General features: G+C 40.0%; 6 protein-coding genes. 1 reads left to right on the forward strand and 5 read right to left on the reverse strand.

The features are described 5' to 3' along the window. Positions 1-583, forward strand: a 583-nt coding sequence (locus tag E1176_RS09300; RefSeq protein ID WP_155210337.1) for a toxin-antitoxin system YwqK family antitoxin, incomplete at its 5' end; no start/stop codon positions are given. On the opposite strand, the gene E1176_RS09305 is transcribed toward E1176_RS09300, so the two are convergent. From E1176_RS09305 to fabF, 5 genes are all read right to left on the reverse strand, one after another. Then, complete coding sequence (locus tag E1176_RS09305) at positions 580-2,019, reverse strand: POTRA domain-containing protein (RefSeq protein ID WP_155210338.1); 1,440 nt, start codon at positions 2,017-2,019, stop codon at positions 580-582. The genes E1176_RS09300 and E1176_RS09305 overlap by 4 nt on opposite strands. A gap of 136 nt (positions 2,020-2,155) precedes the next feature. After that, positions 2,156-3,322: a prolipoprotein diacylglyceryl transferase gene (locus E1176_RS09310; protein WP_155210339.1), complete on the reverse strand. Its 1,167-nt coding sequence runs from the start codon at positions 3,320-3,322 to the stop codon at positions 2,156-2,158. Between the two features lie 55 nt (positions 3,323-3,377). Next, positions 3,378-5,249 carry an NAD(+) synthase gene (gene nadE / locus E1176_RS09315; protein WP_185152720.1) on the reverse strand — a complete coding sequence of 624 codons (1,872 nt, stop codon included), beginning with the start codon at positions 5,247-5,249 and terminating at the stop codon, positions 3,378-3,380. 35 nt (positions 5,250-5,284) lie between these two features. Further along, a complete protein-coding gene (gene rnc, locus E1176_RS09320) occupies positions 5,285-6,028 on the reverse strand; it encodes a ribonuclease III (RefSeq protein ID WP_185152721.1) in 744 nt (247 codons plus the stop codon). A 4-nt stretch (positions 6,029-6,032) separates the two neighbouring features. Further along, the gene (fabF, locus tag E1176_RS09325) at positions 6,033-7,280 is read right to left on the reverse strand and encodes a beta-ketoacyl-ACP synthase II (RefSeq protein ID WP_155210340.1); all 1,248 of its coding nucleotides are present in this window, start codon (positions 7,278-7,280) and stop codon (positions 6,033-6,035) included. Positions 7,281-7,382: the final 102 nt, after the last annotated feature.

Consider the following 7,382-nt stretch of genomic DNA (forward strand, 5'->3'; position numbering starts at 1 on the left):
TTTTGTTTTCATCGAAGTTGGTGCGCAAGATACACTGTTTTATGAAAGTGGAGAAATAAAGGCAGTAGGAAGCTTTCAGAAAAATAAGAAAATTGGTTCCTGGCTTTATTTTTATGAAAATGGGGTCAAGAGTGCTGAAGAGAGCTATCTCGCTGGTTCTTTGCACGGCTCTGTGAAATATTACCATCCAAATAGTCAGGTTATAGGGAAGGAGCAATGGCAAAAGGGGCTATTGGTAGATTCTGCCTATTATTACTACCCAAACAGTCAAGTAGAGAAATTCGGTAAATATCATAATGGGTTGTATACAGGTGTGTGGCAATTCTATCATGAAAATGGCACCGTGAAGCGAAAGCTTAATTACAAAGATGGAGAACCCCACGGTCCGTGGCTTTATTATAACGAAGAAGGTGTGCTTACTCAAAAGGGAGCTTTCTCAAATGGCCTGGAAGAAGGTTTGTGGCAGTTTTATAATGATGACGGCCAGCTAGAATATGAAGGCAGGTATGAAGCCGGAAAACGAGTGGGTGAGTGGTATTACTTTACTGATAAAGGCAAGAAAAAGAAACTGAAGTATGACTAAAACTCTTTCTTGAGGTGGAAGAAGAAACCAGAGGTGTTTTCTTTGGTAAAGCTGTATTCAAATCTTATGACAGTGTCGTAGGAGGTTACAAAGTCTAAACCAAAACCGGTACCGTATATGTATTGGTTGGTCAGTGATGTGTTCATAAAATTCTCATCGTAGCGTTCTATATTTTCAGTGTAGGCAAAATCGAAATATGTTTTAATATATACAGCCAATGGAAAATCTCTGAATTGCTCTACAGGTATAAAATTTAAGCGTTCTCTAAAGGAGAAAAGCTTCTTTTTAAGCGTAGTTCTGTTGAGGAAGTAGCGCTGTCCTTCTATCAGAAATAGCTCATAACCACGTACAAAGTCATTTTTATAACCAAGCGCCCCTAAATTGTCATACGGCTGCTCTTCTGGTCCACTGAAATAGGTTGATGTGTAGTTTGCTAAATAAAAATTACGCTGTAAATCGATGTACTTGGTATATCTAAGATGAAGCTTGTATTGATTGATGTCATTAAAAATTCCCAATCCAGACTTTCTAAATTCAACTTCAAACTCACTCCCGTGCAAAGGGTAGGCTACAATGTCTCGTTTGTCATGCTGAAATACGTACATGAACTCAAAATAACGTTGAAGGGTTGAACCAGCTTGGTAAAAGTTAGGATTAAGCGTAGCCAGGGTGTCATTAATTGCATTAGAGTTGAAGGTTAAATACGCATTGTGCCTGGTATAAAATGAGTTGCGAAACCTATAACCCAAATAAAATGATCGCTCCACACGCAAAAGGTCTTCTGAGTCGAGAAATACCTGTTTGTGCTCGGAGGTAGTGTACGGTACATTTTTATTTTCTGAGTAGTCAAAGCCAAAAGAAAGGCCGTGACGTTGAGACCGATCGATATAAGGGATTCTATAGCTTAGGCCAAACTTTTTGGTATAACCAAATTGCAAAATCAAACGAAGCGTTTCGTTCCTTCCTCTAAAATTATTCTGATATATACGGACCCCATAATTGGTACGGCTTAAATCATGATTCTGATTTTGCCACCAATCATTGAAATTACGGTCTACAAGGTCAAAAATAGGGGCCGGAAAAGTATACCAACGCTCTGAAACCTGAATCACTATATCTACCAACGTAGGACTCAGGTGTAGTGTGGTTACTTCCACTGAAGTGAAAAGCCTCAAGTTAGTAATTTTGTTCTTGTCAGCCTTTAAGATTTGCTCAAGGTCTTCTGTGTCATAGACTTCACCCTCTTTTACATCGAGCTCTCTAAGAATTATTTTCTTACGGGTTTTCTTATTACCAATGATAAATATTTTATCAATAGTTACTCGCTCAGCTACTGTGGAATCTGACTTAGCTTGTATCGATGTATGCTCAACGCTTGCAACAGTATCTGTTGCAGAAGAAATCGAAAATAGAAATGATAAGAGTATTGTCAGCATGCCTTCCCACCCAATCAAGCCACCGGCTCGAAAAAAAATGTAAGCTATAAAAATAAAAAGATAAACTGACAATACAACAACCTATTGAGCTGCTGTAAGCACCTATAATTTTGGATTGCTAAACTATGCCAGACGGCTAGTGAGAATCCTGTGGCGTTTGTTTTTCTACCTTACCGATTGTTAAAGATCTGATTAGCACTATGATACCAAACATGATGAGTGGAATACTCAAAATTTGGCCCATGTTAAATGCCATACCATCCTCAAAAGCTACCTGGTTTTCTTTGAAAAGCTCATGAACAAAACGTAAGCCGAATAACAAAATCAAAAATATACCAAACAACAAACCAGGTGGTGTTTGCTCCCGGTACCTACTCCAGATTATAAAAAGTAAGAAGAAAAGGGCCAGAGAGGTGCCTGACTCATAGAGCTGAGTTGGGTGTCTGGCTATAGCGTAGGTATTGACAGCTGCGCTGAATGTGCCATCGCTATTCTTACTGATTTCAAAATCAAGTGGTCGACTTTTTGACTGGCTAATGTGCTCATTGATATAACTGTAGCTGGTCAGCAACTCTTTAAATCGACCTTCCAGGTAGGTAGCTACATGTTCTTTCGTTCTTAAATCAGGGTGGTTTTTAAGCGTTAAATTTAACTGAATTGGAACAGCGCCATCTTCATTTAAATCAGCATCTCTTTTTTCGTAGTCGATATCGGCAATGGGTGAGTTTGGCTCACCGAAAAAAGAATTAATGTTGTTGGTGAATACTACACCATAGCTTGAGTTAGTAGGAATTCCATAAATCTCATGGTTCATAAAATTGCCAAACCTGATCAAACAACCCGTTAAAGCCACCACAATTACAATTCGATCTACCACCTGAAGCCAGTTTTGGCCTGGTCGTGTGATACGCTCGGTCTTTAATTTTAAGCCTTTAAAGCCAATGTCATAACGAGTATATAGCCACAGCGCCAATAGGATCCCGAAGGCAGCACCATGGCTGGCGAGGCCACCTTCCCAAATCTTCAATATATCTAATGGATTGGCAAGGTATTTATCGGGCTCATAAAAGAAAACATGCCCCAGACGTGCACCAATGATGGTGGCTATGATCATAAAGACGGTCAGTGTTTCTACATCTTTCTCAGGTTTGCCCTCTTTGCGATACATGTAAAACATGATTTGCTGGCTAATAAGAAAGCCTAGTGCGAAAAGTAAACCGTAATATCTTACTGATCTATCGAGAAATGGAATGGTAAAAAACTCCGGATCAGCAGTCCAGATTAAGTAGCTTAATAATGACATGTGGCAAATATAGTAGTTACTAATTAGTAGTCAGTATGATGTTTTAGTATTTAGCTTATGTATTTGAATTTAGCTCAGCCAGCTCTTCTTTAAACCCACTAGATAAAATCGGAAACCTACACCAGGTCCTTGGGTCTACATTGAAATCATCTAAATGAAAGGCAGGGGCAATGCGCTCACGCTTCCATTGATTGCGAGACCAAAGCTGAAAAAACTTAGTAATGTGTTTCTTAAGTAAATCATCAGGTTCAAGTCCTTCCGATGATAATTTGCGAAAGACTTCTACTGGAGACTTATGATGCTTGATAGCCTCTCTTTCTATTTTCACTAAAATACTGTAAGGCATCAAATCGGTTTCATCTGTTTGAGTGGAGCTAAGTGGGCGTAGCTCAGCACTTGGTTGTAGACTATTTACATGCTTAAGCGACTGGTAGCCTAAATCCGTTTCTGCCCACTTCAGCCAATTGATGATAAAATGCTTATCAACAGCTGCAATAGGAGCTATGCTACCAGATGTATCACCGTCCATAGTTGTATAGCCAACATCTCCCTCACTTCTGTTTGAAGTAGTCAGCAGTAAAGCATTGTTGATGTTGGCCAACATCCAGATTATTGGTGATCGAGCCCTGGCTTGTATATTTTGAAGCGCAATATCGTCCTGCTCCCAGGTCAATGATCTACCTAAGACGGTTTCCATTTTCTCTGTGTAGGATTTCACTTCTTCATCTATCAACCAATGAGAGAATGTAGCTCCAATATCTTCACACAAGGCTTTGGCAGAGTTAAAAGTATCATCCGAAGAGTTTACAGTGCCTTGATACGCACAGTGTAATATCTTGGCTACAATGAACTTGTCTACTTTATCCTCTGGTAGATCAAGTGCCTCTCTTAGCGTTTCTTTGAGGCCGATCTTCTCTATAAATTGAGAGACTCCTAATTCTTTGATACCTCTTCTTACCATCTCAGCAACAAGCACGGCTATAGAAGAAGAGTCGGCACCACCGCTGAGAGAAAGTACAAATCCTTTGCTTTTACTTTTTCTCAGGTAATCAAATAATGCAAGTGATGAAGCTTTAGCAAACTCAATATTCTTATCTCTCGAATAATCCTGTGGGGTTGATTTTTTGAAACTTTGCGCAAAGTCAACATCAGCATAAACGAGATCAACGTTTTTGAAAGAAAGCCAATCATTTTTTGCTAGTAGGTGACCCTTTTGAGCTATCAGAATCTCTCCATCATAAACCATACGACCGGCTTCGTTGCCTAGTAGATTGGCGTAGAGATATGCGCAGTCAAAATTTTTGGAGCTACTTACAACCAATTCTTCGCGCTCAAGCGTCTTGCCCATGGCAAAATGGCTGGCACTTGGGTTTATGATCAAATCAATACCTTTTTTATGCAGTCTGCAGGCCGGTCGACCTTTTCTCCAGGCATCTTCACAGATTTCAAAGCCAATTTTTACACCTTTTAGGTTATAAATTAGGTCACCAATATGACAGGTGAAGTCGCCTATTTGAATTTGCTCCTGGCGGTCTATCTCCCAAGGTGTAAACCAACGAGGCTCATAGTGTACGCCATCAAGTGCCATGTTTTGTTTTACATAGATGCACTTAAACTCTGCGTTTTCAATAATACAGGTTGCATTATATGCGATGCCTTTAACTCGAATGGGTAGACCAACAGCTACCGATATACCTTTGCACCACGGACGAATTTGTTGCAGGCATTCAAGCGATTTATCATAAATCCACTGGCTTAAAAAATTGTCTTCGCAGCCATAACCGGTAATGGTGAGCTCGGGTAGGCAAAGTAGATCGACTTTGGCATCTATGGCCTTGTCAATGGCATCTTTAATGTTGTTGAGATTGTTGCTCCAATCTAATGGAGTTTGATTCAATGCTGCTCCTGCAATTCGTAAGTCTACCACGCCACTAATTTTTTATTGGCGAATATCGCTAATCTTTAGTCTAACTTCAATAGCTCACAAGACTTTTGAGATGCATTCTGCTCAGCCTTCTTCTTACTGTGGCCGTGGCCCTTGCCAAGTGGTTTGTCATCTATAAATACCTGAGCAGTAAACTCTTTGTGATGCTTATCATTGGTCACATTGATGATGTCAAAGCGTACATTCTTATTTTTCTGCTGTGCGTACTCGATGATTTTACTTTTGAAGTTGGTATCAGATTTGGCAACCTCAGAAATGTCAAAATAAGGTGTAATTAGCTTTTCGATAATAAACTTGGCGCAAAAACGATAACCCTTGTCGAGGTAAACGGCTCCCACCAGCGCCTCCAGGGTATCGCCATATAAGGATTTGTGAGAAAGCTTACTTCTCTTGGTTTTATCGTATTCTACAAGTTGATTGAGGCCTACTTTCTTACCCAAGACATTGAGTGATTCCCGATTTACAATACGGGATCTGATACTGGTAAGAAAGCCTTCGTCTTTATAGGGGTATTTTTTAAACAAGAAATCAGCTACAACTGCACCCAGTATAGCATCACCGAGGTATTCAAGTCGTTCGTTAGATTCCTTATGACCATTTTTGTGTTTTTTGGCCATTGAGCTGTGGATTACAGCCAATCGATAAGGAGATAAATTTAAAGGCTTACTACCAACAATATTTTTTATTGCGGTAATAAGCCTTTTATCTTTTTCGGATTTTCTACTAAATAGACTGAATAAGCGCTTTACAGCACGATTCACCTTACTAAATTTTCTTGAAAATTATTGAGGTGTTGTGTCCACCAAAGCCGAAAGTGTTACTTAAGGCCACATTGATTTCTCTCTCTTGCGCTTTGTTAAACGTTAGGTTCAACTTATTGTCAAGCTCTTCATCGTCAGTAAAGTGGTTGATTGTTGGAGGTACTAAACCATGGTTCATAGCCAATACACAACCAACAGCCTCAATTGCTCCTGCCGCACCTAGTAAGTGACCGGTCATCGATTTAGTTGAACTTATATTTAGTTTATAAGCATGCTCACCAAAGATATTTTTTATAGCAGTTGTCTCGCTTTTATCGCCAAGTGGTGTAGACGTACCGTGTACGTTTATGTAATCCACTTCTTCCGGCTTGATGTTAGCGTCATTCAATGCATTTCTCATTACATTGGTTGCACCTAATCCATCAGGATGTGGCGCTGTAATGTGGTGTGCATCAGCAGACATACCTCCACCGATAATTTCTGCGTAGATTTTAGCTCCTCTTGCTTTGGCATGCTCATATTCTTCTAATATAAGCGCTCCTGCACCTTCTCCGAGTACGAAACCATCACGATCTTTATCAAAAGGTCTTGATGCCGTTTCCGGTGAGTCGTTACGCTCAGAAAGGGCCTTCATTGAGTTAAATCCGCCCATACCAGCTTCTGTTACAGCAGCTTCGCTACCACCAGAGATGGCAACATCCATATGCCCCAGTCTAATGTAGTTCATCGCATCGATCAACGCCACTAATGCAGAAGCACAAGCTGAAACAGTTACAAAGTTAGGGCCTCTAAAATTGTATTTAATTGAAATATAACCGGCACTTATATCCGCGATCATTTTCGGAATAAAGAAAGGGTTAAAACGAGGTGTGTTATCGTTTAAAGCATAACTCCTTACTTCTTCCTGAAATGTTTTTAGTCCGCCAATACCGGAGCCCCAGATTACACCTGCCTTATCAAGATCAATAGCTTCAAGGTCTAACTTCGAATCTTTAATAGCTTCGTCAGCCACTACAAGCGCATATTGAGTAAAGGGGTCCATTTTACGGGCCTCTTTTCTATCAAAATGATCTTCAGCATTGAAATTCTTAACCTCACAGGCAAATTTAGTCCTGAACTTTTCGGCATCGAACCGTGTGATAGGAGCAGCTCCACTAACGCCATTTTTCAGACCGTCCCAATATTCTGAGGCGGTATTTCCAATGGGTGTGAGTGCACCTATGCCGGTTACTACTACTCTTCTTAAAGTCATACAAGAAGTTTAGGTGATGGGGTTGATTATGTTATTTAATTATTTTACGTTCTCTTCTAGGTAAGATATTGCCTGTCCAACAGTAGCAATATTTTCTGCCTG

Source organism: Fulvivirga aurantia (assembly GCF_009711475.1).
In the GTDB taxonomy this organism is placed as follows: Bacteria; Bacteroidota; Bacteroidia; order Cytophagales; family Cyclobacteriaceae; genus Fulvivirga; species Fulvivirga aurantia.

Coding starts and splice junctions, on each gene's coding strand:
- E1176_RS09305 (WP_155210338.1), bottom strand. CDS start 2,019: ATGCTGACAATACTCTTATCATTTCTATTTTCGATTTCTTCTGCAACA.
- E1176_RS09310 (WP_155210339.1), bottom strand. CDS start 3,322: ATGTCATTATTAAGCTACTTAATCTGGACTGCTGATCCGGAGTTTTTT.
- fabF (WP_155210340.1), bottom strand. CDS start 7,280: ATGACTTTAAGAAGAGTAGTAGTAACCGGCATAGGTGCACTCACACCC.